Annotated in this window: 20 protein-coding genes and 2 tRNA genes; 20 read left to right on the top strand and 2 right to left on the bottom strand. The window is 70.0% G+C overall.

Features of this window, described 5'->3' with window-relative positions; genetic code table 11:
- The first annotated feature begins 119 nt into the window (after positions 1–119).
- Positions 120–314 (top strand): hypothetical protein, encoded by a 195-nt coding sequence (locus ACFY2L_RS04930; RefSeq protein ID WP_108999428.1) that lies wholly within the window; start codon positions 120–122, stop codon positions 312–314.
- A 229-nt stretch (positions 315–543) separates the two neighbouring features.
- On the opposite strand, the gene ACFY2L_RS04925 is transcribed toward ACFY2L_RS04930, so the two are convergent.
- Positions 544–614: transfer RNA gene (locus ACFY2L_RS04925), tRNA-Gly, on the bottom strand.
- A 167-nt stretch (positions 615–781) separates the two neighbouring features.
- On the opposite strand from ACFY2L_RS04925, the gene ACFY2L_RS04920 reads away from it, so the two are divergent.
- The 5 genes from ACFY2L_RS04920 to clpX all read left to right on the top strand — a co-directional run bounded on the left by ACFY2L_RS04920 (position 782) and on the right by clpX (position 5,969).
- Positions 782–858, top strand: a tRNA-Pro gene (locus ACFY2L_RS04920).
- Positions 859–1,045: 187 nt separating this feature from the next.
- The gene (tig, locus tag ACFY2L_RS04915) at positions 1,046–2,443 is read left to right on the top strand and encodes a trigger factor (protein WP_390655277.1); all 1,398 of its coding nucleotides are present in this window, start codon (positions 1,046–1,048) and stop codon (positions 2,441–2,443) included.
- A 250-nt stretch (positions 2,444–2,693) separates the two neighbouring features.
- On the top strand, positions 2,694–3,302 hold the full coding sequence (locus tag ACFY2L_RS04910) for an ATP-dependent Clp protease proteolytic subunit (protein ID WP_055570713.1): 609 nt from the start codon (positions 2,694–2,696) through the stop codon (positions 3,300–3,302).
- A 516-nt stretch (positions 3,303–3,818) separates the two neighbouring features.
- Positions 3,819–4,499: an ATP-dependent Clp protease proteolytic subunit gene (locus ACFY2L_RS04905; protein WP_390655278.1), complete on the top strand. Its 681-nt coding sequence runs from the start codon at positions 3,819–3,821 to the stop codon at positions 4,497–4,499.
- Positions 4,500–4,679: 180 nt separating this feature from the next.
- The gene (gene clpX, locus ACFY2L_RS04900; protein WP_390655279.1) at positions 4,680–5,969 is read left to right on the top strand and encodes an ATP-dependent Clp protease ATP-binding subunit ClpX; all 1,290 of its coding nucleotides are present in this window, start codon (positions 4,680–4,682) and stop codon (positions 5,967–5,969) included.
- 63 nt (positions 5,970–6,032) lie between these two features.
- Here the strand turns inward: clpX and ACFY2L_RS04895 are convergent, their stop codons facing one another.
- A complete protein-coding gene (locus tag ACFY2L_RS04895) occupies positions 6,033–6,998 on the bottom strand; it encodes a hypothetical protein (protein WP_390655280.1) in 966 nt (321 codons plus the stop codon).
- A gap of 135 nt (positions 6,999–7,133) precedes the next feature.
- On the opposite strand from ACFY2L_RS04895, the gene ACFY2L_RS04890 reads away from it, so the two are divergent.
- The 14 genes from ACFY2L_RS04890 to ACFY2L_RS04825 all read left to right on the top strand — a co-directional run bounded on the left by ACFY2L_RS04890 (position 7,134) and on the right by ACFY2L_RS04825 (position 25,662).
- Complete coding sequence (locus ACFY2L_RS04890) at positions 7,134–9,758, top strand: valine--tRNA ligase (RefSeq protein WP_390655281.1); 2,625 nt, start codon at positions 7,134–7,136, stop codon at positions 9,756–9,758.
- 95 nt (positions 9,759–9,853) lie between these two features.
- Positions 9,854–11,356 carry a bifunctional folylpolyglutamate synthase/dihydrofolate synthase gene (locus ACFY2L_RS04885; RefSeq protein WP_390655282.1) on the top strand — a complete coding sequence of 501 codons (1,503 nt, stop codon included), beginning with the start codon at positions 9,854–9,856 and terminating at the stop codon, positions 11,354–11,356.
- Between the two features lie 10 nt (positions 11,357–11,366).
- Positions 11,367–11,708, top strand: a complete 342-nt coding sequence (locus tag ACFY2L_RS04880; RefSeq protein WP_390655283.1) for a DUF4233 domain-containing protein — start codon at positions 11,367–11,369, stop codon at positions 11,706–11,708.
- A 114-nt stretch (positions 11,709–11,822) separates the two neighbouring features.
- Positions 11,823–12,236, top strand: a complete 414-nt coding sequence (gene ndk / locus ACFY2L_RS04875) for a nucleoside-diphosphate kinase (RefSeq protein WP_104780585.1) — start codon at positions 11,823–11,825, stop codon at positions 12,234–12,236.
- A gap of 226 nt (positions 12,237–12,462) precedes the next feature.
- Complete coding sequence (locus tag ACFY2L_RS04870; RefSeq protein ID WP_390655284.1) at positions 12,463–13,482, top strand: rod shape-determining protein; 1,020 nt, start codon at positions 12,463–12,465, stop codon at positions 13,480–13,482.
- A 163-nt stretch (positions 13,483–13,645) separates the two neighbouring features.
- Positions 13,646–14,578, top strand: coding sequence for a rod shape-determining protein MreC (gene mreC / locus ACFY2L_RS04865; RefSeq protein ID WP_390655285.1), 933 nt, complete (start codon positions 13,646–13,648; stop codon positions 14,576–14,578).
- Between the two features lie 14 nt (positions 14,579–14,592).
- A complete protein-coding gene (gene mreD / locus ACFY2L_RS04860) occupies positions 14,593–15,264 on the top strand; it encodes a rod shape-determining protein MreD (RefSeq protein WP_390655286.1) in 672 nt (223 codons plus the stop codon).
- 73 nt (positions 15,265–15,337) lie between these two features.
- Positions 15,338–17,629 (top strand): penicillin-binding protein 2, encoded by a 2,292-nt coding sequence (mrdA, locus tag ACFY2L_RS04855; RefSeq protein WP_390821486.1) that lies wholly within the window; start codon positions 15,338–15,340, stop codon positions 17,627–17,629.
- Positions 17,626–18,825 carry a rod shape-determining protein RodA gene (rodA, locus tag ACFY2L_RS04850; protein ID WP_390655288.1) on the top strand — a complete coding sequence of 400 codons (1,200 nt, stop codon included), beginning with the start codon at positions 17,626–17,628 and terminating at the stop codon, positions 18,823–18,825. Before mrdA ends, rodA begins: the two co-directional genes overlap by 4 nt.
- A 93-nt stretch (positions 18,826–18,918) precedes the next feature.
- On the top strand, positions 18,919–20,424 hold the full coding sequence (locus ACFY2L_RS04845; protein WP_390821485.1) for a CHAD domain-containing protein: 1,506 nt from the start codon (positions 18,919–18,921) through the stop codon (positions 20,422–20,424).
- A 146-nt stretch (positions 20,425–20,570) separates the two neighbouring features.
- Entirely contained in the window at positions 20,571–22,511 is a 1,941-nt protein-coding gene (locus ACFY2L_RS04840) for a TIGR03960 family B12-binding radical SAM protein (protein WP_390655290.1), read from the top strand.
- A gap of 252 nt (positions 22,512–22,763) precedes the next feature.
- Positions 22,764–23,174: a hypothetical protein gene (locus ACFY2L_RS04835; protein ID WP_390821484.1), complete on the top strand. Its 411-nt coding sequence runs from the start codon at positions 22,764–22,766 to the stop codon at positions 23,172–23,174.
- A 75-nt stretch (positions 23,175–23,249) separates the two neighbouring features.
- Positions 23,250–24,506 carry a VanZ family protein gene (locus ACFY2L_RS04830; protein WP_390821483.1) on the top strand — a complete coding sequence of 419 codons (1,257 nt, stop codon included), beginning with the start codon at positions 23,250–23,252 and terminating at the stop codon, positions 24,504–24,506.
- Between the two features lie 76 nt (positions 24,507–24,582).
- On the top strand, positions 24,583–25,662 hold the full coding sequence (locus ACFY2L_RS04825; protein ID WP_390821482.1) for a hypothetical protein: 1,080 nt from the start codon (positions 24,583–24,585) through the stop codon (positions 25,660–25,662).
- Positions 25,663–25,705 lie beyond the last annotated feature (43 nt).

Genomic DNA, 25,705 nt, shown 5'->3' with positions numbered 1-25,705 from the left:
GCGGCGCGCCCCTCCCCGGTCGTGGGCCGCGATGATGCGTCACCGGTCGCATGACGAGGGCTTGTTGGTGGCACGATGGTCTCGGGAGAGCGGACCTAACCGAGGGTGTGTGATCAGTCGTGGCGATTTCACTGTCAGTGGTGCTGCTGTTGGCGATCATCCTGGTGGTGCTCATCCGGGGAGGGAGCATCAAGGCGGGTCCCGCCATAGTCGCCATCCTCTTCGGCTTCTTCCTCGCCTCCACCGGTATGGCGCCGTCGATCAATCGTTTCCTCAACTCCCTTGCGGACACGATCAATTCGATCAGTTTCTGAGGTGACTTCCCGTGCGCGCGGGCACGGCGGGCCGACGGGGCGGGAGCGTCCGGAGGCCGGCCGGGGACCGGCGCGGCGGCGACGGGTGCGCCGGGCGCCGTACGACCGGGACGGCCATCCGACCAGAACAAATGTGCGACCGGCGGAGCGGGGCGCGCTCGACGGCGTCCGGGAACGCGGAAGGCCCGGGGAGGGGATCTCGCCTCTCACCCGGGCCTTCGCCGTACAGAGCGGGCGACGGGAATCGAACCCGCGTAGCCAGTTTGGAAGACTGGGGCTCTACCATTGAGCTACGCCCGCACAGGACGCGCCGCAGGTCAGCCGACCGCGGCACTGCACGCATCGTAGCGGGTCGGCACCCCCGCCCGCACACCCCTTCCCGGCGCGCGCCCCCCGTCCACTCCTCCGGCTCCACAAAAGCGGCGGTCAGGCGGCCTGCGGGCATGTACCCTACGTGTCGCACCAGACGGGGTGTGGCGCAGCTTGGTAGCGCGTCCGCTTTGGGAGCGGAAGGCCGTGGGTTCAAATCCCGCCACCCCGACCACCTGCGCGATCTTGCCGGGCACCTGGCCGGTGATCGTCTTTTGGGCGGCTCAGCTGCTGCGGTTACTATGCAAGCTGCGCGCCCGTGTGTCCCGGCCCACTCGGCCTCGAACTCTCCCGGGCGGCGAATCGCCGGACCTGTCAGGTTCCGGCGAACCCCAAGAAGTCAGCCACAAGGAGACCGAACCGTGAAGAGCGCCGTGGAGACCCTGAACCCGACTCGGGTTCGGCTCACTGTCGAGGTGCCCTTCGAGGAGCTCAAGGACAGCCTCGACGCGGCGTACAAGAAGATCAACCAGCAGGTCACGGTGAAGGGCTTCCGCAAGGGCAAGATCCCCGCCCGGGTCATCGACCAGCGGTTCGGCCGCGGTGCGGTCCTGGAGGAGGCGGTCAACGACGCGCTTCCGAAGTTCTACACCGAGGCGGTCAACGAGGCCGAGATCGACGTCCTCGGCCAGCCCGAGGTCGACATCACGGAGCTGAAGGACGGCGAGACGCTGAACTTCACCGCCGAGGTCGACGTGCGCCCCGCCCTGGAGCTCCCGGAGGACTTCTCCTCCATCGAGGTCGAGGTCGACGCCGTCGAGGTCACCGACGAGGACGTCGAGAAGTCGGTCGAGCAGCTCCGTGAGCGCTTCGCCTCCACCTCCCCGGTGGAGCGCGCCGCCGAGGACGGCGACGTCGTGACCGTGGACCTCGAGGCCAAGGTCGACGGCGAGGTCCTGGAGGACGGCGTCGCGAGCGGCGTCTCCTACACGATCGGCTCGGGCGAGCTGCTCGACGGCATCGACGACGCCGTGAAGGGCCTGGAGGCCGGTGGCGAGGCCACCTTCACCTCCGAGCTCAAGGGCGGCTCCGCGGCCGGCAAGGAGGCCGAGGTCACCGTCAAGGTCACCCAGGTCGCCGCCCGTGAACTGCCCGAGCTGGACGACGAGTTCGCGCAGCTCGCCTCGGAGTTCGACACCCTGGAGGAGCTGAAGGCGGACAGCCGCAAGCGCCTCGAGAACATGAAGCAGTACGACCAGGCCACGCAGGCCCAGGAGCGCGTCCTGGAGAAGCTGCTCGAGCTGGTCGAGGTGCCCGTCCCCGAGAAGCTGCTCGAGGACGAGATCAACACCCGCAAGCACAACCTCGAGCACCACCAGCTCGGCCAGATGGGCCTGACCCTCGACAAGTACCTGGAGATCCAGGGCAAGACCGCCGAGGAGTTCGAGACCGAGACCCGTGAGGCCGCGGTCAAGGGCATCAAGACCCAGTTCGTCCTGGACGAGCTCGTCAAGCGCGAGAAGCTGAACGTGAACCAGGAGGAGCTCACCGAGCACCTCATGCGCCGCGCCGCCTCCTCCGGCATGTCCCCCGACCAGTTCGCCCAGGCCGTCGTCGAGGGCGGCCAGGTTCCGCTGCTCGTCGGCGAGGTCGCCCGCGGCAAGGCCCTGGCCACGGTCGTCGAGTCCGCCACGGTCAAGGACACCAACGGCGAGGTCATCGACCTGGACGACGAGGACGAGGAGTCCGCGGAGGGCGCCGAGGCCGCCGCCGAGGGTGCCGAGTCCGAGGGCGAGGGCGACGAGAAGGCCGACGCCTGATCCTCGTACCGCTCGCACGGAGCGTTCGACGGGCCCCGGAACCCTGTGTTCCGGGGCCCGTCCCGTTGTCCGCGCGACTACGCGCCGCTACGCCCCCGGCGAACACTCACCTCTCCGGGATTCCCCGGCGGGACCCGCGCGTTAGGGTCCATGAATACGAGGGCAGGGGAGTCCCCGTTGCCCCCGGCAGTACACGTGAGACGGCCCGGACGCCGTCGTAAGACGAGCAGGTGGATACGTGACGAATCTGATGCCCTCCGCCGCCGGCGAGCCTTCCATCGGTGGTGGCCTCGGCGACCAGGTCTACAACCGGCTGCTCAACGAGCGGATCATCTTCCTCGGCCAGCCGGTCGACGACGACATCGCGAACAAGATCACCGCACAGCTGCTGCTCCTTGCCGCCGACCCGGACAAGGACATCTACCTGTACATCAACAGCCCCGGCGGTTCGATCACGGCCGGCATGGCGATCTACGACACCATGCAGTTCATCAAGAACGACGTGGTGACCATCGCCATGGGCCTCGCGGCCTCGATGGGCCAGTTCCTGCTCAGCGCGGGCACCCCCGGCAAGCGCTTCGCGCTGCCGAACGCCGAGATCCTGATCCACCAGCCCTCCGCCGGCCTCGCCGGCTCGGCCTCGGACATCAAGATCCACGCCGAGCGGCTGCTGCACACCAAGAAGCGCATGGCCGAGCTGACCTCGCAGCACACCGGCCAGTCGGTCGAGCAGATCACCCGCGACTCGGACCGCGACCGCTGGTTCGACGCCTTCGAGGCCAAGGAGTACGGCCTCATCGACGACGTCATCCCCACGGCTGCGGGCATGCCGGGCGGCGGCGGGACCGGGGCGGCGTAGGACCACGACCGACGGCACCGGTCCCACCCGGGTCCACGGCCGGCCGGGGTCCCGGCGGCCACCCGGTCGCCCGGCCCGCCGGCCTCCGCGGGACCCGTCGCAGGGTCCTCCGGCCGCCGGGGCTCGCGTGATCCCACCGGGATCTCGGAGACTTGAGACAGCCCCCGCCGCGCGGTCCCGCCGACGGGTGGCGGCCCCGGCAGGGGCCCCGCGAAGGCCGTCACGGGCCCCGCAGGGGCCTCACGGGCCCCGTGGGGTCCAGGTGGTCGCCACAGAGCCCCGAGGCCCTGTGGAGCCCCCCAGGCCCCCACGGAGCGCCCGAGGCTCTCGCGGAGCCCCAGGCCTTCGAGTCCCTCGTGGAGCCCGCAGCCCCGCCGGAACCGGTGGTGAGGTCCCGCCGGGACCCCGCCGCAGGGACCGAGAGGACGCCACCGTCGAAGACCCGCAGGGACCCTGCCGTCAGAGTCCCGCCCGCCCCTCCCAGCCCACCGCCCCACCCTCTTTCCAGGAGACACCGTGAACGACTTCCCCGGCAGCGGCCTCTACGCCCGCACGGAGGCCGAGTACACCGGCCCCCGCGCCGAGTCCCGCTACGTCATCCCCCGCTTCGTCGAGCGCACCTCCCAGGGCATCCGCGAGTACGACCCGTACGCGAAGCTCTTCGAGGAGCGTGTGATCTTCCTCGGCGTGCAGATCGACGACGCCTCCGCCAACGACGTCATGGCGCAGCTGCTGTGCCTGGAGTCGATGGACCCCGACCGGGACATCTCGGTCTACATCAACAGCCCCGGCGGCTCCTTCACCGCGCTGACGGCGATCTACGACACGATGCAGTTCGTCAAGCCCGACATCCAGACGGTCTGCATGGGCCAGGCGGCCTCCGCCGCCGCGATCCTGCTGGCGGCCGGCACGCCGGGCAAGCGCATGGCGCTGCCGAACGCGCGCGTGCTGATCCACCAGCCGTACAGTGAGACCGGCCGCGGTCAGGTCTCCGACCTGGAGATCGCCGCCAACGAGATCCTCCGGATGCGTGCGCAGCTGGAGGAGATGCTGGCCAAGCACTCGACCACGCCGATCGAGAAGATCCGCGAGGACATCGAGCGCGACAAGATCCTCACGGCCGAGGACGCGCTGGAGTACGGCCTGATCGACCAGATCATCTCCACCCGGAAGATGAACAACAGCTCTCTGCGTTGACGCACCGGGCCCTCTCGTCCGTACCCCTTGGCACGGTGTGACACGGTCCACGCGGAAGTGAACCGTGCCAAGGGGGGCCCGAACGGGGGTCCCGGCAAGGTACCGTCGGAATAAGGCAGCACCAGGAGCCGCTGGATTCGAAAGTGTCCAGGCGTCTCCCAGGCGAAGGGGAAGCACACCGTGGCACGCATCGGTGACGGCGGCGATCTGCTCAAGTGCTCGTTCTGCGGCAAGAGCCAGAAGCAGGTCAAGAAGCTCATCGCAGGGCCCGGTGTGTACATCTGCGACGAGTGCATCGATCTCTGCAACGAGATCATCGAGGAAGAGCTCGCCGAGACGAGCGAGGTCCGCTGGGAGGAACTCCCGAAGCCGCGCGAGATCTACGAGTTCCTCGAGGGCTACGTGGTCGGCCAGGAGGCCGCCAAGAAGGCACTGTCCGTCGCGGTGTACAACCACTACAAGCGGGTCCAGGCCGGCGAGAACGGCGGCGCGCAGGGCCGCGACGACGCCATCGAGTTGGCGAAGTCCAACATCCTGCTGCTCGGTCCCACGGGCTCGGGCAAGACCCTCCTCGCACAGACCCTCGCGCGCATGCTGAACGTCCCGTTCGCCATCGCCGACGCCACGGCCCTCACCGAGGCGGGGTACGTGGGCGAGGACGTCGAGAACATCCTGCTCAAGCTGATCCAGGCCGCCGACTACGACGTCAAGAAGGCCGAGACCGGGATCATCTACATCGACGAGATCGACAAGGTCGCCCGCAAGAGCGAGAACCCCTCCATCACGCGTGACGTGAGCGGTGAGGGTGTCCAGCAGGCGCTGCTGAAGATCCTCGAGGGCACCACGGCCTCCGTCCCGCCGCAGGGCGGCCGCAAGCACCCGCACCAGGAGTTCATCCAGATCGACACGACGAACGTCCTGTTCATCGTGGGCGGTGCCTTCGCGGGTCTGGAGAAGATCATCGAGTCCCGGGCGGGAGCCAAGGGCATCGGCTTCGGTGCGACGATCCGCTCCAAGCGGGAGCTGGAGGCCAAGGACCAGTTCGAGGACGTCATGCCCGAGGACCTGGTCAAGTTCGGCATGATCCCCGAGTTCATCGGCCGGCTGCCCGTCATCACCTCGGTCCACAACCTGGACCGCGAGGCCCTGCTCCAGATCCTCGTCGAGCCGCGCAACGCCCTGGTGAAGCAGTACCAGCGCCTGTTCGAACTCGACGGCGTCGAGCTGGACTTCGAGCGCGAGGCCCTGGAGGCCATCGCCGACCAGGCCATCCTCCGCCAGACCGGCGCCCGCGGCCTGCGCGCCATCATGGAGGAGGTCCTGATGTCGGTGATGTACGAGGTCCCGTCCCGCAAGGACGTGGCCCGCGTCGTCATCACGGCGGACGTCGTCCACTCCAACGTCAACCCGACCCTGATCCCCCGCGAGGCCCGCGGCGGCCGCGGGCCGGGCGAGCAGAAGACGGCGTAGCCACCCACGAGACGCGGAAGGGGCCCCGGTCGACCGGGGCCCCTTCGCCGTTGCCGCCGGGCCCTACGCCTTGACGCGCGCTTCCTTGCGCACGTCGGCGGCGATCTGCGCCGACTCGTCCAGCGTGTAGGTCTTGGCGCCCGCGGTGGGCTCGACCACGCCCATGGTGCTGTAGTCCGCCCAGATGCACAGGTAGGTCTTCCGCGGCTTCTGGGTGACCGCGTCCTCGGTCTCCGCCTGCTGGCACTTCATCACCGCGCCGTCGAGGCCGTCGGGCTCGACGCTCTCCGCGTCGCCGATCAGCTTGACGTCGTCGTCGGACTCCGACTTCATCTGGGCGAAGGTGGTGTCGAGCGCCTTCTGCGGGTCCGCCACCTTGCCGTAGATGCCGAAGAACGTGACGTTCTCGGCGGTCTGCGTCTTCTCCAGCGCGTCCGGGTCGCTCGTGTCCAGGGACGTCAGATCCATCGTCGAGTAGAGGGCACCGACCGAGGTGGCGTCGGTGACGCCGGCCTTCGCCAGGTCCTTCTCGTCGCTGGAGCTCGCCTTCTCCTCCGCCGAGTCGCCCATGCGCTTGTACTTGGCGGACAGCAGGGAGGCCGGCGTGGTCAGCTTGTGCGGCCCGTCGTCCTCGAGGCCCCCCGCGCCCCCGCTGCCGCCGATGGCGAAGAACGCGCCCACGCCGATCGCCGCGACGAGCGCGACCGCGCCGATGACGAGGCCGGTCTTCTTCTTGCCGCCGCCCGGGGCCGGCGGCTGCGGGACGCCGTAGGGGGGCTGGCCGTAGGGGGGTTGCTGGCCGTAGGGCATGGTCGGCGGCTGCTGGCCGTACGGTCCGGCCTGCGGGGGGACACCCTGGGGGGCCTGCCCCGGGTAGCCGTAGCCGGGCTGCGGGGCCGGGGGCTGCTGGGGGTAGCCGTAGCCGGGCTGGGGTGCCTGCGGCGGCTGGCCGTACGGGCCGGGCTGGCCGCCGTACGGTCCGGGCTGCTGGGGCTGCCCGCCGTACGGGCCCGGCTGCTGGTGACTCATTCTGGGTTCCCCTCCAGATGCTTATGTGATTTTCACATCCTGGCTCAAACCCAGTACCTGCTGGACGGCGGGGCCCCGACCGTTACACAGCAAACACGTTTCGGGACGGTGCCGTGACACCCCTAAACTGGGCCCGTGACCGAGAACGCTCAGCAGCAGCCACCAGCGCCCCACACCGAACTGCCGACCCAGTACGCGCCGGCCGACGTAGAGGGGCCGCTGTACGAGCGCTGGGTAGAGCGGGGTTACTTCGAGGCCGACGCCAAGAGCGACAAGCCCCCGTACACCATCGTCATCCCGCCGCCGAACGTCACGGGCAGCCTGCACCTCGGGCACGCCTTCGAGCACACGCTCATCGACGCCCTCACCCGCCGCAAGCGCATGCAGGGCTACGAGACGCTGTGGCAGCCCGGCATGGACCACGCCGGCATCGCCACGCAGAACGTCGTCGAGCGCGAACTGGGCAAGGAGGGCAAGTCCCGTCACGACCTCGGCCGTGAGGCGTTCGTCGAGCGCGTCTGGCAGTGGAAGGGCGAGTCCGGCGGGCAGATCAGCGGGCAGATGCGCCGGCTGGGCGACGGCGTCGCGTGGTCGCGTGAGCGCTTCACCATGGACGAGGGCCTGTCCCAGGCCGTCCAGACCATCTTCAAGCGGCTCTACGACGACGAGCTGATCTACCGCGCCGAGCGCATCATCAACTGGTGCCCGCGCTGTCTGACCGCCATCTCGGACATCGAGGTGGAGTACCAGGACGACGACGGCGAGCTCGTCTCCATGAAGTACGGCGAGGGGGACGACACCATCGTCGTCGCCACGACCCGCGCCGAGACGATGCTCGGTGACACCGCCGTCGCCGTCCACCCCGACGACGAGCGCTACCAGCACCTGGTCGGCAAGGAGATCCGCCTGCCGCTGACCGACCGCTCCATCCCGGTCGTCGCCGACACCCACGTCGACCCGGAGTTCGGCACCGGCGCCGTCAAGGTGACCCCGGCGCACGACCCGAACGACTTCGAGATCGGCCAGCGCCACAACCTGCCGTCGCTCACCGTCATGGACGAGCACGCGGTCATCACCGCCCACGGCCCCTTCCAGGGTCTGGACCGCCTGGAGGCCCGCTCCGCCATCGTCGCCGCCCTGCGCGCCGAGGGCCGGATCGTCGCCGAGAAGCGGCCCTACGTCCACTCCGTCGGCCACTGCTCGCGCTGCAAGACCACCATCGAGCCGCGCCTGTCCATGCAGTGGTGGGTCAAGGTCGGCCCGCTGGCGAAGGCCGCCGGTGACGCCGTCCGCGACGGCCGCGTCAAGATCCACCCGCAGGAGATGGAGAAGCGGTACTTCGACTGGGTCGACAACCTCCACGACTGGTGCATCTCGCGGCAGTTGTGGTGGGGCCACCGCATCCCGGTCTGGTACGGCCCGAACGGCGAGGTCGTCTGCGTCGGACCCGACGACGAGGCACCGGCCGGCGAGGGCTGGCACCAGGACACCGACGTCCTCGACACCTGGTTCTCCTCCGGCCTGTGGCCGTTCTCCACGCTCGGCTGGCCCGAACGGACCGAGTCGCTCGCGAAGTTCTACCCGAACTCCGTCCTGGTCACCGGCTACGACATCCTCTTCTTCTGGGTCGCCCGGATGATGATGTTCGGCCTGTACGCGATGGACGGCACCCCGCCGTTCCACACCATCGCCCTGCACGGCATGGTCCGCGACCAGTTCGGCAAGAAGATGTCGAAGTCCTTCGGCAACGCGGTCAACCCGCTGGACTGGATGGACAAGTACGGCAGCGACGCCCTGCGCTTCACCCTCGCCCGGGGCGCCAACCCCGGCGTCGACGTCCCGATCGGCGAGGACTGGGTCCAGGGCTCCCGCAACTTCGCCAACAAGATCTGGAACGCGACCCGCTTCGCGCTGATGAACGGCGCGACGGTCGAGGGCCCGCTGCCGGACCCGTCGGCGATGTCGGCGACCGACCGCTGGATCCTCTCCCGCCTGAACTCCGTCGTCGCCGAAGTCGACGCGTTCTACGAGGACTTCCAGTTCGCGAAGCTCTCCGACGCGCTGTTCCACTTCGCCTGGGACGAGGTCTTCGACTGGTACGTCGAGCTGTCCAAGACGACGTTCCAGGCCGGCGGCGAGGCGGCCGAGGTCAGCAAGCGGGTCCTCGGCGAGGTCCTCGACGTCACCCTCAGGCTGCTGCACCCGGTGGTCCCGTTCGTCACCGAGACCCTGTGGACCACGCTGACCGGCGGCGAGTCGGTCGTCGTCGCCGAGTGGCCGGTCGACTCGGGCTTCCGGGACGCGGCCGCCGAGCGGGAGATCGAGAACCTCCAGTCGGTCGTCACCGAGGTCCGCCGCTTCCGCGCCGACCAGGGTCTGCAGCCCGGCCAGCGCGTCCCGGCCCGGCTGGAGCTGGACGGCACTCCGTTCGCGGCGCACGAGGCGGCCATCCGCCAGCTGCTGCGCCTGCAGCCGGAGGGCGAGGCCTTCTCGGCGACGGCCACCCTGCCGGTCGCCGGTGCCACGGTCGCGCTGGACCTGTCCGGCACGATCGACGTGGCGGCGGAGCGCAAGCGCCTCGCCAAGGACCTCGCGGCGGCCGAGAAGGAGAAGGCCCAGGCGAGCGCCAAGCTCGGCAACGAGGCCTTCCTCGCCAAGGCCCCGGACAACGTCGTGGACAAGATCCGCACCCGTCTCGCCAAGGCGGACGAGGACATCGCCCGCATCCAGTCCCAGCTGGAGCGCCTGCCCCAGGCGTGAGGGTTCGTACGCGAGAGTGAAGGCCCCCGGGACCGCGAGCACGGTCACGGGGGCCTTCGCCCACGTCTGTCGGTGCGCCTCCGTAGACTGGCCCCGTGACCGAGCTCCCCCCCAACGGCGACCACGACCCCTTCGACGAGATCATCGAGGCCGAGACCGACCGCGACCCCGATCTCGCGGTGATCGAGGCCGGCAGCCGCACCCTGCGCACCCAGGGCGGCCCGCCGAGCTCCGACGTACCGACGCGCCCCGAGGACCCCGAGGTCGACAAGGCCCTGCGCGAGGTCGAGGCGGAGCTGGCCACCCGCTGGGGCGAGACCAAGCTGGAGCCGTCCGTCGGCCGGATCGCCGCCCTGATGGACGTCCTGGGCGAGCCGCAGCGCTCGTACCCCTCGATCCACATCACGGGGACGAACGGCAAGACCTCCACCGCCCGCATGATCGAGTCCCTGCTCGGCGCCTTCGAACTGCGCACCGGCCGCTACACCTCCCCCCACGTGCAGTCCGTCACCGAGCGGATCAGCCTCGACGGGGCGCCGGTCTCGGCCGAGCGGTTCATCGAGACGTACCAGGACATCAAGCCGTACATCGAGATGGTCGACGCGCAGCAGGAGTTCCGGCTGTCCTTCTTCGAGGTGCTGACCGGCATGGCGTACGCCGCCTTCGCGGACGCCCCGGTGGACGTCGCCGTCGTCGAGGTCGGCATGGGCGGCTCCTGGGACGCCACCAACGTCATCGACGGCGACGTCGCCGTGGTCACGCCCATCGACCTCGACCACACCGACCGGCTGGGCGAGACGCCGGCCGAGATCGCGGGGGAGAAGGGCGGGATCATCAAGCCGGACGCGACGGTCATCCTGGCCCAGCAGCCGGTCGACGCGGCCCAGGTGCTGCTGAAGAAGGCCGTCGAGGTCGACGCGACGGTGGCCCGGGAGGGCCTGGAGTTCGGCGTCGTCTCGCGGCAGGTCGCCGTCGGCGGGCAGCTGGTCACCCTGCGCGGGCTGGGCGGCGAGTACCCCGAGGTGTACCTTCCGCTGCACGGCGCGCACCAGGCGCACAACGCGGCCGTCGCGCTCGCCGCCGTCGAGGCGTTCTTCGGCGTCGGCTCCCAGCGTCCCGAGCCGCTCGACCTCGACACGGTCCGCAAGGCGTTCGCGGCCGTGTCCTCTCCCGGCCGCCTCGAAGTCGTGCGGCGCTCACCGACCGTCGTGCTGGACGCCGCCCACAACCCGGCCGGCGCGCGGGTGACCGCCGAGGCGATCGGGGAGGCCTTCGACTTCAGCCGGCTGATCGGCGTGGTCGGGGCCAGCGGCGACAAGAACGTGCGGGGTGTCCTGGAGGCCTTCGAACCGATCTTCGCGGAGATCGTCGTCACCCAGAACTCCAGCCACCGCGCCATGGACGCCGACGAACTGGCCGCGATCGCCGTCGAGGTGTTCGGCGACGAGCGCGTCCAGGTCGAGCCGCGGCTGCCCGACGCCCTGGAGGCGGCGATCACCCTCGCCGAGGAGGAGGGCGAGTTCGCCGGCGGCGGCGTGCTGGTCACCGGATCCGTCATCACGGTCGGCGAGGCCCGACTGCTCCTGGGGAAGGGCTGAGAACCAAGCCATGCGTACGCTCTGTTCCTCGACCCTGATCGGCGAGTTCTTCATCATCGGCTTCGCCGGTCTGGTCGCCATGAAGGACCCCGATCTGACCACCTCCACGGTGTGGACGGTCTGCGGGATCGCGATGTTCCTCAGCGTCCTGCTGTGCGGCGCGGTCACCCGGCCCGCGGGCGTCGCCCTCGGCTGGGCGCTCCAGATCGCGCTGGTCGCGTCCGGGTTCTTCGTCCCGATGATGTTCATCATCGGGGTGCTCTTCGCGGGCCTGTGGTGGGCGTCGGTGCACTACGGACGCAAGGTCGACGAGGCGAAGGCCCGCTTCGCCGCGCAGGCCGGCGCCTCCTGAGCGGATCGGGAGCGGATCCTGCTGACGCTGTGTGACAGGTTCACGGACACGCCCTGTAATCTCGTCCCACCGCACCCCGGCAGTAGTGCACACCAGCAGTCGTAAGGAGCCCCCGTGAGCCAGCGCACCCTCGTCCTCCTCAAGCCCGACGCCGTCCGTCGTGGCCTGACCGGCGAGATCATCAGCCGTATCGAGCGCAAGGCCGGCTGGCAGATCACCGCGCTGGAGCTGCGCACGCTGGACCAGGACACGCTGGAGCAGCACTACGGGGAGCACAAGGGCAAGCCGTTCTACGAGCCGCTGGTGGAGTTCATGGCGTCCGGCCCGGTCGTCGCGCTGATCGTCGAGGGCGAGCGGGTCATCGAGGGCCTGCGCGCGCTGGCCGGACCCACCGACCCGATCGCCGCCGCGCCCGGCTCCATCCGCGGCGACTACGGTGTGATCGTCCGCGAGAACCTGATCCACGCGTCCGACTCCGAGGAGTCCGCGGAGCGCGAGGTCAAGATCTTCTTCCCGGGCCGCGCATAACGCCCACGGACGACTGAGACGGGCGATCGAGGGAACGAGACTCCCCGAACGCCCGTCTCCGGAAGCGAACCCACACAGCATCTGCTGACAATGGCCAGGACCCTTCCGCAGTGTCCGTGAAGGCGCGTCTACGATGGAAGCCTTCACGTCACAGCACCCACTTCGCCGACCTGAAAAGCCCTCAAAAGCTCATGGGAAGGCCAGTCGAATCCTGATGGGGAACTCAATGTCGTTCATCGGCCGTGACATGGCTGTCGACCTCGGGACCGCCAACACGCTGGTGTACGTCAGGGGTCGCGGGATCGTACTCAACGAGCCGTCCGTCGTCGCGATCAACACCAACACCGGTGGCATCCTCGCGGTCGGCGCCGAAGCGAAGAAGATGATCGGGCGCACGCCCGGCAACATCGTTGCCGTGCGGCCGCTGAAGGACGGTGTGATCGCCGACTTCGAGATCACCGAGCGGATGCTCCGCTACTTCATCCTGAAGATCCACAAGCGGCGGTATCTGGCTCGTCCGCGGGTCGTCGTCTGTGTGCCGTCGGGCATCACGGGCGTCGAGCGCCGTGCCGTCATCGAGGCGTCGACCCAGGCCGGCGCCCGGCAGGTGCACATCATCGAGGAGCCCATGGCCGCGGCCATCGGCTCCGGCCTGCCGGTCCACGAGGCCACGGGCAACATGGTGGTGGACATCGGCGGCGGCACCACGGAGGTCGCGGTCATCTCGCTCGGCGGCATCGTCACCGCCCAGTCCATCCGCGTCGCGGGCGACGAGCTGGACAACGCGATCATCCAGCACATCAAGAAGGAGTACAGCCTCCTTCTGGGTGAGCGGACGGCCGAGCAGATCAAGATCACCATCGGCTCGGCGTACGACCTCGACTCCGACGAGCACACCGAAATCCGTGGCCGGGACCTCGTCTCCGGTCTGCCCAAGACCGTCGTCGTCTCGGCCGCCGAGGTGCGCAAGGCGATCGAGGAGCCGGTCAACGCGATCGTCGACGCCGTGAAGACCACCCTCGACAAATGTCCGCCCGAGCTGTCCGGCGACATCATGGACCGCGGCATCGTTCTGACCGGCGGCGGCGCGCTGCTGCGCGGTCTGGACGAGCGGCTGCGGCGGGAGACCGGCATGCCGATCCACATCGCCGAGGACCCGCTGGACAGCGTCGCGCTCGGTTCCGGCAAGTGCGTCGAGGAGTTCGAGGCGCTCCAGCAGGTCCTGGACGCCGCGCCCCGCAGATGACGTAACGCTTCGGTTCCGCCGTACGAGACGATCTCCTCTCGTGCGGCGGATCGTTGATATTGAGGCATAAGCTCCCACAAAGCGCCCTTGGTCATCCTGGCCCGGGGCTACCCGAATTCCTGAGTAGTGATTTCTCTATCGAGGAAGGGCACGGCCGCCGCACGTGAGGGACACACGAGAGAGCCGGCTGCTCCTGGTGCTGCTGATCGCCGTCGCGTTCGCGCTGATCACGGTGGACATCCGTGGCGGCGAGGACTCCCCGGTCGACGGTGCCCGGCAGGCCGCGGCCGCGGTCTTCGGCCCGATCGAGGACGGAGTGTCGTCGGCGGTGAACCCCGTCGGCAACGCCGTCTCGGCGGTACGCGACTCCGGTGAGCGCCACGACCGGCTCGCGGAGCTGGAGAAGGAGAACGCGGCCCTCAAGGCGAAGCTGGGCAGCGACGACCGCAACCGCAGCCGGCTCGACCAGCTCGACAAGATGCTGAAGGTCGCGGGCGAGGGCCAGTACGGCATCAAGGGCGCGGAGGTCATCGCGATCGGAGCGGCCCAGGGCTTCTCCTGGACCATCACCATCGACGTGGGCGCGAGCGACGGCATCAAGCGCGACATGACCGTCCTGAACGGCGACGGGCTCGTCGGGCGCGTCACCACCGTCGGCCCGAACACCGCGACCGTGCTGCTCGCCAACGACCCCGACTTCACCGTCGGCACCCGGATGGAGGGCAACGACGAGCTGGGCTTCGCCTCCGGGCAGGGCGACAGCCCGCTGCGCGTCGAACTCCTCAACGGCAAGGCGGACGTGAAGAAGGGCGACCGGCTCGTCACCTTCGGCTCACAGGCCGACAAGCCCTTCGTGCCCGGCGTCCCGGTCGGTGTGGTCTCCCGCGTCGACCCCTCCGGCGGCGACCTCACCCGCACCCTCTACGTCACCCCGTACGTCGGCTTCACCAAGCTCGACATCGTCGGAGTGGTCGTCGAGGCCCCGAAGAAGGACCCCCGCGACACCGTGCTCCCGGCCAAGCCCAAGCCGGTGCCCACCCCCACGGTCACCGTCACGGTGACCCCGAACGCCGACGGCCAGCAAGAGCAGCAGTAGGAGCTGACACCCCCATGCGCGTCAACCGGATCCTGCTCTCCGTCCCGCTGGTCGTCGTCGCCCTGGTGATCCAGGTGAGCGTCCTCGCCCGCCTCCATCTCCCGGGCGCCGTCCCCGACCTCCTGCTCCTCACCGTCCTCGGCCTCGCCCTGGTCTACGGCCATGTCGGCGGCGCCCTCATCGGCTTCGGCGCCGGACTCCTCGCCGACCTCGCGCCGCCCGCCGACCACGCCGCCGGGCGCTACGCCCTCGTGCTGTGTGTGATCGGCTACCTCGCCGGGCTCGTCAAGCCCGAGAACGGCCAGGTCAAGTCGGCCACCGGCCCGATGGTCGTGGTGGTCGCCGCGGCCGTCGGCTCCACCCTGCTGTACGCGGGTGTGGGCGCCCTCGTCGGCGACACCGCCGCCCGACACGTCGGCCTCACCGGACTGCTCTTCTCCGCCGCCCTGTACGACCTGCTGCTCGCCCCGTTCGTCGTCCCCGGGATCATGTTCCTGGCCCGGCGCGCCGAGAACGACCCGCTCGCCGAGACCGGTTCCGCGTCCACGACGCCGGACCTGTCCTCCGGCTGGCTGTCCTCCGGGACGGGCCTGCGGATCGGCGGCCAGCGCGGCGGCCTGAAGCTGCGGGCGGCCAGGTCACGGGCGACCCGGGCGGGCCGCATCAAGGGGGTCAAGCGGCTGTGAGGGCAGCGCCGTCGGGCCTCACAGGTCCTTCGTATATGACTCGTGCACAGATCCGAGAGGGGGAGGCAGCACAGTGACCAACATTCCCGAGACCGGCCGGACGCCACGGGTCCAGATCCGGCTCGTCGTGATCCAGATCCTGGTGCTCTCCCTCCTCGGCACCCTCGGCGGGCGCCTGTGGTACCTCCAGATCCGCGAGGGCGCGGAGTACGCCAAGGAGGCCTCCGGCAACCACGTCCAGCAGGTCGTCGAGCCCGCCGTGCGCGGCTCCATCCTGGACGCGCGCGGAGTGCCCCTCGCCGACAACGAGACACGGCTGGTGGTCTCCGCCTCCCGTACCGACCTGCTGAAGCAGGCGGACGACGGCAAGGCCGTCCTGACCAAGCTCGCCGGCGTCCTCGGCATGGACCCCACGGAGGTCCAGCAGAAGGTCCGCCTGTGCGACGCCAAGACGCCCCAGCCCTGCTGGAACGGCTCGCCGTACCAGCCGATCCCCATCACCGACGAGGCCACCGCCAAGCAGGCCCTGCAGATCCGTGAGCGCGCCGAGGACTTCCCCGGCATCACCGCGGAACCGGAGGCCGTGCGCCGCTACCCGAGCCCCGGCAAGGCCAACACCGCCCAGGTCCTCGGCTACCTCTCCCCGGTCACCGACGAGGAGATCACCCAGGCCCAGGACACCGACTCGCCCTATCTGCGCTCCGACATGGTCGGCCGCTCCGGCCTGGAGCGGCAGTACGACAAGGTGCTGCGCGGCAAGGCCGGCGTCACCCGCTACGAGGTCGACAACCTCGGCCGGGTCATCGGCCAGGCCGAGGCGGACGCGGCCGAGCCCGGCTCCAACCTCGTCACCAGCATCGACTCCCGCGTCCAGCGCGTCGCCGAGTACGAGCTGAACAACGCGATGAAGGTCGCCCGCCAGCAGTTCGACAAGATCACCGGCACCAACTACAAGGCCGACTCCGGCGCCGTCGTCGTGATGGAGGCCAAGACCGGCCGGATCGTCGCCATGGCCTCCGCCCCGACCTACGACCCGAACGTCTGGGTGGGCGGCATCTCCGCCAAGGACTACAAGAAGCTCACCGGGAAGAACTCCGACTACCCGCTGCTGAACAGGGCCATACAGGGTCAGGCCGCGCCCGGCTCGACGTTCAAGGTGGTCTCCACGGCCGCCGCGGTCGAGGCCGGCTACGACTTCGACGGCCGCTACCCGTGCACGAGTTCGTACTCGGTCGGCGGTCAGGTCTTCAACAACTTCGAGGGGGAGAGCTTCGGCCCCATCCCGCTCGGCCGCGCCCTCGAGGTCTCCTGCGACACCGTCTTCTACAGCCTCGCGCACAGCGAGTGGAAGAAGGACGGCGGCATCAACCCGAAGAAGGGCCAGCCCAAGGACTACTTCTTCAAGGCGGCCCACCAGTTCGGCCTCGGCAAGGAGACCGGCGTCGACCTGCCCAACGAGGTCACCGGCCGCGTCCCGGACCGCCAGTGGAAGGAGTCCTACTGGAAGGCCAACAAGGACGCCTGGTGCAAGTCCGGCAAGAAGAACGGCAGTTACGTCGAGAAGATCGCGTACGAGAACTGCCTCGAGGGCAACAAGATGCGCGCCGGTGACGAGATCAACTACTCCATCGGCCAGGGCGACACCCTCGTCACGCCGATCCAGGAGGCCGTGATCTACGGCGCCCTCGCCAACGGCGGCACCATGTACCAGCCGACCATCGGCAAGGCGATCGTCAGCGCCGACGGCAAGAGCGTCGAGGAGATCAAGCCCACCAAGGTCGGCAAGCTGCCGATCGGCAAGGCGACCCTGGCGGGCATGGACGACGCCCTCGCGGGCGTGGTCACCCGGGGTACGGCCGCGTGGAAGTTCGGCGGCTGGCCGCAGGACCAGATCGAGCTGCACGCCAAGACCGGTACCGCCGAGGTCTACGGCAAGCAGACCACCTCCTGGCTGGCCACCTACAGCAAGGACTACACGGTCATCATGACGATCGCTCAGGCCGGTACCGGTTCGGGCGCCTCCGGTGAGGCCGTGCGCCACATCTACAACGCGCTGTACGGCGTCGCCGCGGACGGCTCGATCGACAAGAAGAACGCGCTGCTGCCCACCCCGCAGAAGGGCCTGCCGACGATCCGGACGGACGGCACGATCAAGTCCCCGAAGGTCGCCAAGGACCCGGCCGACGACCAGCGCGTGAGCCAGCAGGGCACGCCGGAGCCGGACGCGTCGCAGCCGGCCGGGACCACGCAGCAGAACACCACCAACCAGAACACCCGCAGACGACGACGGCGGACGGGCTGCGCAGGGACCGGCAGCCGCAGGCCCGGCGGCCGCAGGGCGAGCAGCCGGAGGTCGCTCACATGACCGGCGCCAACAGCTTCTCCGTCTCCGGATACGGGCCCCGGCGGGCCGGCTGGACGCGGGTCTTCGCCCGTGACTCGCTGGCCCGGCGGCTGGACTGGCCGATACTGCTGGCGGCCGTCGCCCTCTCGCTGATCGGCTCGGTGCTGGTCTTCTCCGCGACCCGCAACCGCACCGAGATCAACCAGGGCGACCCGTACTACTTCCTGATCCGGCATCTGATGAACACCGGCATCGGACTCGCCCTGATGATCGGCACCGTCTGGCTCGGCCACCGCACCCTGCGCAACGCGGTGCCGGTCCTCTACGGCCTCTCGCTCCTCGGCATCCTGCTGGTGCTGACGCCACTGGGCTCCACGGTCAACGGCGCCCACTCCTGGATCGTGCTCGGCGGCGGCTTCTCGCTCCAGCCCTCCGAGTTCGTGAAGATCACGATCATCCTGGGCATGGCCATGCTGCTCGCGGCACGGGTCGACGCGGGCGACAAGCCGTACCCGGACCACCGCACGGTCGTGCAGGCCCTCGGCCTCGCCGCCGTCCCGATGCTGATCGTGATGCTCATGCCCGACCTCGGGTCGGTCATGGTGATGGTGATGATCGTGCTGGGCGTGCTGCTGGCCTCCGGCGCCTCCAACCGCTGGGTCTTCGGACTGCTCGGCGCGGGCGCGGCGGGCGCGCTCGCCGTCTGGCAGCTGCACATCCTGGACGACTACCAGATCGCCCGCTTCGCCGCCTTCGCCAACCCCAGCCTCGACCCGGCCGGCGTCGGCTACAACACCAACCAGGCCCGCATCGCGATCGGTTCGGGCGGCCTGACGGGCGCGGGCCTGTTCCAGGGCTCGCAGACCACCGGCCAGTTCGTCCCCGAGCAGCAGACGGACTTCGTCTTCACGGTCGCCGGCGAGGAGCTGGGCTTCGTCGGCGCGGGCCTGATCATCGTGCTGCTGGGCGTGGTCCTGTGGCGCGCCTGCCGCATCGCCCGCGAGACGACCGAGCTGTACGGCACGATCGTCGCCGCCGGGATCGTGGCGTGGTTCGCGTTCCAGTCGTTCGAGAACATCGGGATGACCCTCGGCATCATGCCGGTGACCGGTCTGCCGCTGCCGTTCGTGTCGTACGGCGGCACGTCGATGTTCGCGGTGTGGGTGGCGGTGGGGCTGCTGCAGTCCATTCGGGTGCAGCGGCCGATGTCCGCGTAGACGCGCGCGCCTCCTCCGGTTTCCGCACTTTCGGTCCCTTCTCGGGCCCGGTGGGCACTGCCCTCCGGGCCCGAGTGCGACTAGATTCATTTCATGGCGGAGACGAAACGCGAGATCGAGCGCAAGTACGAATCCGACGACAGCGGGCTGCCCGACCTCACCGGCGTCGCCGGGGTCGCGACCGTCCTCGACAAGGGCACAGCCGAACTGGACGCGGTCTACTGGGACACGTCCGACCTGCGCCTGGCCTCGGCCTCCATCACCCTGCGCCGCCGCACGGGCGGCTCCGACGCCGGATGGCACCTGAAACTCCCCGTCGGCCCGGGCGTCCGCGACGAGATCCGGGCCCCGCTCTCCGACACCGTCCCCGACGAACTCGCCGGGCTCGTCCGCTCCCGAGTGCGTGAAGGGCAGCTGGTGCCCGTGGTCCGGCTGCGTTCCGCCCGGGACGTCCGGGACCTGGTGGACGCCGGAGGCCGGCTGCTCGCCGAGGCGAGCGTCGACACCGTACGCGCGGAGCGGCTGTTCGGCGGGGAAGGGAGCGCGCAGTGGAGCGAGATCGAGGTGGAGCTGGCCGACGGCGGTGACCCGGCCCTCCTCGACAAGGTGGAGAAACGGCTGCGCAAGGCGGGCGTACGACCGTCGAGGTCCGCGTCGAAGCTGGCGCGCGCACTCGCGGAGACGAAGGGCGGGCAGCCGCGGCCCGGCGACGGGGGACCCGCCGAGCCGGTCACCGCCGGGGACCACATCCAGGCGTATCTGCGCGCCCAGCGGGACGCGATCGTCGAACAGGACCCGGCGGTGCGCCAGGACGCCGAGGAGTCGGTGCACGACATGCGGGTCGCCACCCGCCGGCTGCGCAGCACGCTCCGCTCCTTCCGCACGGTCCTCGACCGGGAGGCCACCGACCCGATCGGCGTCGAGCTGAAGTGGCTGGCCGGGGAACTGGGCGTGGGCCGCGACCACGAGGTGCTGGCCGAGCGGCTCGGCGCGGCCCTCGACGACCTGCCCGCCCCACTGGTCTCCGGCCCGGTCCACGAGCGGCTGCGGACCTGGGCGAAGGCCGGCGAGCGCGGCTCCCGGCGCCGGCTGCTCGGCGTCCTGGACTCCCCGCGCTATCTGGCGCTCCTCGACACCCTGGACGCGCTGGTCGCCGACCCGCCGCTGCGGAAGGCCGCCGCGGGGAAACCGCGGAAGGTGCTCGCCAAGGCCGTACGCAAGGACTTCGGGAAGGTGGCCGCGCTCGTCGAGGAGGCCATGGCGCAGCCGCCCGGCACCGACCGCGATCTCGCGCTGCACGAGGCCCGCAAGAAGGCCAAGCGGACACGGTACGCGGCGGAGGCGGCCGGGCCCGCCCTCGGCAGCCCGGCGAAGGACCTGGTCAAGTCCATGAAGTCGCTCCAGAGCCTGCTCGGCGACCACCAGGACAGCGTCATGGCCCGTACGACCCTGCGCGAGCTGTCCGCCGTGGCGCACGCGGCGGGGGAGAGCGCCTTCACGTACGGGGTGCTGTACGGCCGCGAGGAGCGGCGCGCCGAACGGGTCGAGGAGGCGGTGCCGGCCGAGTGGAAGAAGACGTACGGGTCGATGAACGTCTAGGCCGGGGTCCGTGAAGGTCCGGGCCGGGTTCGGCCGGGCCGGGTTCGGGCGGGGCGGGTTCGGGCGGGGCGGGGGAGCCGTCGGGGCGCGTTAGGCTTGATGGTCACCCCTGTCCTGTCAGCTCAGCTCACGAAGGTAACCCCGCGATGTCTGTCGAGTCGGTCTTCCCACAGCTCGAAGCCTTGCTCCCGCACGTGCAGAAGCCGATCCAGTACGTCGGAGGCGAGCTCAACTCCACGGTCAAGCCCTGGGAGTCCTGCGACGTCCGCTGGGCGCTCATGTACCCGGACGCGTACGAGGTCGGCCTGCCCAACCAGGGCGTCATGATCCTGTACGAGGTGCTGAACGAGCAGGAGGGCGTCCTCGCCGAGCGCACGTACAGCGTGTGGCCCGACCTGGAGGCGCTGATGCGGGAGCACGCCGTCCCGCAGTTCACGGTCGACAGCCACCGCCCGGTGAAGGCCTTCGACGTGTTCGGCCTGTCCTTCTCCACGGAGCTCGGGTACACCAACATGCTCGCGGCGCTGGACCTGGCCGGCATCCCGCTGGAGTCCAAGGACCGCACGCTCGACGACCCGATCGTCCTCGCGGGCGGCCACGCGGCCTTCAACCCCGAGCCGATCGCCGACTTCGTCGACGCGGCGATCATCGGTGACGGCGAGCAGGCCGTGCTCGACATGACGAAGATCATCCGTGAGTGGAAGGCGGAGGGCCGGCCCGGCGGCCGCGAGGAGGTCCTCCTCCGTCTCGCGAAGACCGGCGGGGTGTACATCCCGGCGTTCTACGACGTGGAGTACCTGCCGGACGGCCGTATCTCCCGCGTGGTCCCGAACCGCTCGGGCGTCCCGTGGCGCGTGTCCAAGCACACGGTCATGGACCTCGACGAGTGGCCCTACCCCAAGCAGCCCCTCGTCCCGCTGGCCGAGACGGTCCACGAGCGCATGTCGGTGGAGATCTTCCGCGGCTGCACCCGCGGCTGCCGCTTCTGCCAGGCCGGCATGATCACCCGCCCGGTGCGCGAGCGCTCCATCACGGGCATCGGCGACATGGTCGAGAAGGGCCTGAAGGCGACGGGCTTCGAGGAGGTGGGCCTGCTCTCGCTGTCGAGCGCCGACCACAGCGAGATCGGCGACATCGCCAAGGGACTCGCGGACCGCTACGAGGAGGACAAGATCGGCCTGTCCCTCCCCTCCACCCGCGTGGACGCGTTCAACGTCGACCTGGCGAACGAGCTGACCAGGAACGGCCGTCGCTCCGGCCTCACCTTCGCCCCCGAGGGCGGCTCCGAGCGCATGCGCAAGGTCATCAACAAGATGGTCTCGGAAGAGGACCTGATCCGCACCGTCGCGACGGCCTACGGCAACGGCTGGCGCCAGGTGAAGCTGTACTTCATGTGCGGCCTGCCGACCGAGACCGACGAGGACGTCCTGCAGATCGCCGACATGGCGATGAACGTCATCCAGAAGGGCCGCGAGGTCTCCCGCTCCAACGACATCCGCTGCACGGTGTCGATCGGCGGCTTCGTGCCCAAGCCGCACACCCCCTTCCAGTGGGCGCCGCAGCTCTCCGCCGAGGAGACGGACGCCCGCCTGGAGAAGCTCCGCGACAAGATCCGCGGCGACAAGAAGTACGGCCGCTCGATCGGCTTCCGCTACCACGACGGCAAGCCCGGCATCGTCGAGGGCCTGCTCTCCCGCGGCGACCGCCGCATCGGCGCCGTGATCCGCGCGGTCTACGAGGACGGCGGCCGCTTCGACGGCTGGCGCGAGCACTTCTCGTACGACCGCTGGATGCAGTCCGCCGACAAGGCCCTCGCCCCCTTCGGCGTCGACGTCGACTGGTACACGACCCGTGAGCGCACCTACGAGGAGGTCCTGCCCTGGGACCACCTGGACTCCGGTCTCGACAAGGACTGGCTCTGGGAGGACTGGCAGGACGCCCTCGACGAGACGGAGGTCGAGGACTGCCGCTGGACCCCGTGCTTCGACTGCGGCGTGTGCCCCGCGATGGACACGACCATCCAGATCGGCCCGACGGGCAAGAAGCTGCTCCCCCTGACGGTGAAGAACCCGGCCCCGACCGGCTGAGCCCGGGGCGTGACGCGGTGAGCGGCCACTCAGGCACCTGTCGCCTGAGTGGCCGCACCCGGTTCGCGAGGCCTCTCCCGGCTTCCTAGCGTGGTGATACGCGCCAAGGAGGAGGTGGGCACGCCCATGAGCGAACCGGCCGCAGGTGGTCCTCGGTGGGGAAACCCGGGCAGCGGCCCTCCTCCTGGCCCGCCGGGCAGGAAGCGGCGGGGCCGCGGCTGTCTCTGGGGCTGCGCCGGCGCCCTGGCCGCGGTGCTGGTCATCGTCGTGGCCGTGCTGGTGATCGCCGGGGAAGACGGCGACGAGGCCACCACCCCGGCACCCAGCGGGACCACCTCCCCGCGGACGCCGCAGGCAAAGACCCAGGAACCCCGGAGCGAGCGAGCGGACCTGATCAGCTTCCAGCTGGACGACCGTTCAGCGGCCGGTCTCACCAACATCTGGGTCGTTTGGACGATCAGGAACAGCAGCAGCGAGAAGTCCGACTACGCATGGGACTGGGAGGCGGTCGATGCCAGTGGCACCCGACTGACGAACGGATCCCAGCTGGAGACCGACGTACAACCCGGCCAGACGGCTCGGGGAGAGTACCCCACGACGCTTAAGAGCGTGAAGGGCGTCAAACTCAACATCACCGGCTTCAACCGCACGGTCAGCTACTGAGCTTGTCACCACGGCATCCCTCAGCAGCCGGGGTGTCCGACCCTCCCCCCGGCTGCGCGTCTCCGAAGGCCCCCTGTGATCGAAGCGTCCGTCTCCGCCGTGCCCGGCCTGATCGTCTCCTTCTTGGTCCTCGCTGTCTCGGTCGCGGTCCCCACGGCCTTTGTGGCCAGGGCCAGGAACAAACCGTGGCCCTTGCGGACGGCTCTCGCCGCCTACGTGGCCGGGATCGGTGCCGTGACTCTGCTGCCGGGCAGCGCCGGATTGGAGCCCTCGCAGTGCGACACCGGGATGCCCGCTCATGTGTTCACGTCGGCGGGTTCGCTGCTGAACATCGCACTCTTCGCACCTGGTGCGTTTCTGGCCGTTCTCCTCTTCAGGAGACCGGTGACGGTCGCGGCCGCGTTCGGAGCCCTCAGCGGGGCGGTGGAACTCGCCCAGTCGGTGGGGCATCTGGGCCGTTCGTGCAGCGTGACGGACCTCGCGGCGAACACGGCGGGGTCGGTGCTGGGCTCGCTGGTGGGGGCGCTGTGGCTGTACCGGCGGCGGCAATCGCCGGGTAGGCCCGTGCGGGACCTCGCATGGGGGTTGTCGCTCGCCGTGGTCGCCGTGTCGGTCGTCGGAGGCGTCTTCCAGTACCGGATCGACGCGGTCGACGTCGTCGCGATGGACGACCGGAGGCGAGGTCTCGCCGACTCCGCCGTCCAAGCCGACGAGTGGATCGCGGGCGTGGCCCGGGGCGTCTTCGGGCGGGACACCCAGGTGCGCGAGACGGCGACCAGGAAGGACGGCGATCGCCTGACGATCACCGCTCGGACGAACCGCGGCAGTATCTCGGGCACATGGCCGCAGAAGACCCTGGAGAGCGCCAGGTCCTCGGACGCCCGCGGAGACGAGGGCGGCCTCAGCGAGGAACAAGTCACCGCGGCCGCCGAACAGTTCGCTCGCAGGTGGTTCCCGAAGAACGTCGTCGGCAGCGAACGGCGGATCCGTTCCATCGGTGAGGGTCCGACGAAGACCTACGTGGTGGTGTACCGGCGCTACACGGACGAGGTCATGATGCCCATGCGTCTGGACCTCACCATGGCCGCCACGGGACGAGTCGTCGGGTTTTCGGCGAGAACCGTCGACGATCCGGCACTCGCACCCGCCACCCTCGATGAGGCCGAGGCCAGGACCCTGGCGGAGAAGGTGACAGGCCTGCCGGCCGAGTCCGCCTCGCTCCTCGCCCAGAAGGTCGGGGGCGAGTGGCGGCCGGTCTGGCTCGTCGGCAGTGGTACGCGTGACATCGCGATCGATGCCGCCACCGGCGAACGCGTCGCCGGCGACGGGTGATCACCGCTGCCCGGATGGTGCCGGCGGGTGGTCGGTTCCGTGCATCCAGGGGACCCGGTTCGGCGTCTGTAGGTGTATGGACCTGCAGAAATCGGCCGCCGGAACTGCGCAGCCGGAAGGGTGTCTCGTCGTCGCGATCCGGTTGCCCGTGCGGATCGTGGTGCTGGTGGTCGTCGTGCCCGTGCGGATGGTCTGGGACGTGCTGGTCGTCGCCGGGCGGTTCCTGACGGACACGTTGCTGCGGCCGGTCGGGCGGGCGGTGCTGTGGCTGGGGCGGGTCGTGTTGGTCCTGCCGCTGGTGGGGCTGTGGCGGTACGTCCTCGTGCCGGCCGGCGGGGCGCTGGTCCGGCTCGGGCGGGTGCTGCTGGTGGTCCCCGTCGTCTCCCTCCACCGGTACGTCCTCACTCCGGTGGGGCACGCCGTCCTGTGGCTGGCGCGGGGGGCGGGCGCCGGGCTCGCCCGGCTGTACGCGCGCGTGCTGACGCCCGCCGGGCACGCGGTCCTGTGGCTGGTGCGGTATCTGGCCGTCGTGCCCGCCCTCTGGGTGTACGAGTGGATCCTCGCGCCCGTCGGACGGGCGTTCGCCTGGGGTGGGCGAGGGGTGCTGCGGCTGCTCGGGCTCCTGGCCACGGGGCTCGGGGTGGCCGTGTACTGGACCGTCCGCGTGCTGCTGGTGCTGCCCGCGCTGGCGCTCTGGCGCTGGGTGCTCGCCCCTGTCGGCCGGTTCCTCGGTGTCGTCGCGCGGGAGGTCGGGGACGCGCTCGGGCACGCCTGGCGGATCGCCGGGCACCTCTCGCTCGCCGTCGGCCGCTTCCTCGCCGCGCTCTTCCGGTGGGTCTTCGTGGAGCCGGCGCGCTGGGTGTACCGGACCGTCCTCACACCGGTCGGGCACGTCGTGCGCGAGGTCGTCCTGCGGCCCGCCGCCGAGGCCGCGCGCGCCGTGGGCCGGGCGACCCGGCAGGCCCTCGCCTCCGCGCGCGAGACGGTCCGGCAGACGCGCGCCGACGTGCGGCGGATGCTGTTCGGAGAGCCCCGGGACCCGGCACGGGTTCCGCCCCGGGAGAGGGAAGCGGTGCTCCGGGGGGAACCGGTACCGCTCGGCACACGTACTCTTGATAGCAGTACGACCCCTGTCACAAGACTCACGAAGGACTGAACGACACTGGGCAAGCGACAGCCCGAAGGCCCGCCGCCCGCAC

The sequence above is a fragment of the Streptomyces sp. NPDC001381 genome (assembly GCF_042895685.1).
Classification (GTDB): domain Bacteria; phylum Actinomycetota; class Actinomycetes; order Streptomycetales; family Streptomycetaceae; genus Streptomyces.
The sequence above is the reverse complement of the archived record's forward strand: the minus strand, read 5'-3'. Positions and strand labels throughout refer to the sequence as shown.